The sequence below is a fragment of the Macrococcoides caseolyticum genome, assembly GCF_002902665.1.
Lineage (GTDB): Bacteria > Bacillota > Bacilli > Staphylococcales > Staphylococcaceae > Macrococcoides > Macrococcoides caseolyticum.
The window spans coordinates 1-2192 of the sequence record NZ_PPRM01000053.1; the positions used below are offsets into that span (position 1 = coordinate 1).

3 protein-coding genes are annotated in these 2192 nt (G+C 30.0%); all 3 read left to right on the top strand.

The window, feature by feature from the left end; translation table 11 throughout:
- Positions 1–450 (top strand): tyrosine-type recombinase/integrase (locus CD152_RS08020; protein ID WP_103214613.1); only part of this gene is annotated, 450 nt, incomplete at its 5' end.
- Between the two features lie 129 nt (positions 451–579).
- Positions 580–1068 carry a GNAT family N-acetyltransferase gene (locus CD152_RS08025; RefSeq protein WP_101042207.1) on the top strand — a complete coding sequence of 163 codons (489 nt, stop codon included), beginning with the start codon at positions 580–582 and terminating at the stop codon, positions 1066–1068.
- 432 nt (positions 1069–1500) lie between these two features.
- Positions 1501–2192 (top strand): helix-turn-helix transcriptional regulator (locus CD152_RS08030; protein ID WP_103214614.1); only part of this gene is annotated, 692 nt, incomplete at its 3' end.

Here is a 2192-nt window from a genome sequence, read left to right on the forward strand (position 1 = left end):
TTGAGAGTGAGTGACATGTTGGGATTAAAGAAAAAGGATATTAAGGACTATACAATCAAACTCAGAGAACAGAAGACCCGTAAACAGAAACAGATCCCCCTTTATCATCTAAAGGAGGATATTGATCGTTATATTCAGTTCCTGGAGGATGAAGATTATATGTTTAAAAGCAATAAACTCGATTCTGAGGGCAAAAGTAAACCCATCAGTCGTGTACAGGCCTATAGAATATTAAATCATTCAGCAAAATCAATCGGTTTAAGTGAAATCGGAACACATTCGATGCGTAAGACCTTTGGTTATCATTACTATAAGAAAACGAAGGATGTGGCTTTGTTGATGGATCTATTCAATCATTCATCTCAGTCTGTGACACTGAGATACATTGGGATTAATCAAGATGTGATAAATGAATCCATTATCAATGTCATGAAGTATATTTTTAAATAATACATTTTCGCTTGCATATTTATTCGGTAAAATTAAAAATACATATGCTTTAAAAATTATATTATTTTTAAAGCATATGTTAAAATAATTTTTAACATATGCTAGAAACTGAGAAAGGAAGTAGTTTATATGTCTGATATAATTAGAAAAGCTAGTGTGCTTGATGTAGATAAGATCAAAAAAATAGCTACTGAGTCATGGCATCATACTTATGAGGGGATTATACCAATAGAAATTCAAAAGAAGTTTTTAAATGAATTTTATAGTGAAGAATTCCTGATAAAAAGAATCAATAAATCTGATTTTTCAGTAGTATTGTATGAAGATCATATCGTAGGATTTATTAATTTTTTTAAAAATCATGAAAGTAAAACAGCTCTATTAACAGCACTATATCTGCTACCACAGTTTCAAAATCAAGGGTTAGGTACACTTCTTTTCAACGAATATTTAAAAGAATATAAAGAGGACATTAGAGAAATAAATGTTGAAGTAGAAAAAGAAAATATACCAGCTATTAATTTTTATAAAAAGAATAATTTTGTAATAGATAAGGAGTATACAGATGATTTTTTTGATTTCCCATTAAAAACTATAAAAATGAAGTTAAGCATATAAAGAAAGATAAAAACAGAAAATAAAATAACATTAGTTTTTATTACTAATTAAGAATAAGTTTTAAGTCGTAATTAAAAATAGACAAACCAAAATAGAAATTTTCTATTTTGGTTTGCTATTTTTTTGGAATAGATATACAATTTAAATAACTTAATTGAACGTAAAAAGAACATTCAGCATTAATAACTGTTAGCGCAGTTATTAATCGCTCACCGATCCCTAACATCGGCAAACACTTTAGAATGTTCCTTAAACTCTTCTTATAAGATTATGTTTTAATCATACCCGATTTTTAAACAGTTTTCAATAAAACAAATCGAAAGAATGATTTAAGGAAACATTATATATGATAAAAGTCATAGAGTGCATGCCATGGAAAAGACCGGCGTGTACTCTTTTTCGTTCCTAAATACTAGAAAAGGAATGATAATAATGACTTACATCATGAACGATTTTGAAAATAATTTTGAAACAATCATCGCAATGGATCGTACGGTTGAACGATACAACCGTCACCTTAAAGAGACTGAATACCATGTTTTAAACGTATTAAAACAGCACAGCTTAAAAGTGATTGGTTACTCTCACCTAAAACTTCAGACCATCGCAGACCTTTTACATATCAGTAAGAAAACAGTCTATCGAACGCTAAAAAATCTTGATGAAAAAGGTTATATCACGAAGATTCACACTGTCAGTGGCAAACGTAAGAATAACGGCGCATTAGTCTTTAGAATCAATACCTATACACAGTATGAAATCATCCGAGAAAAAAATGTCCACGCTAAAATGTCCACGCTTAATCAGGTTGTGAAGACCGGGAAAACATTGTCGCAACAGGCCTTACAACATGTTCATGCAAAAAAGGAAACTATATTCTTTTTAAATCTATTAAATATCTTTTTAAGTAACAAGAAACGTCTAAATAAAACACATGCTAAAGTTTTATATCACAACATTAAAAACTCAGATATCCGTGTCAAACCGATGGAAGTGCCTGACGAAATTTACAACGTCGCAAAACCTTTCTTTAGTGATGAAGAAATTCTGTCTCTATACAAAACAATGCTGAAAGAAACCATCGGTAACAACATCTATAGCACTGAAGATCACATTGAAATTAT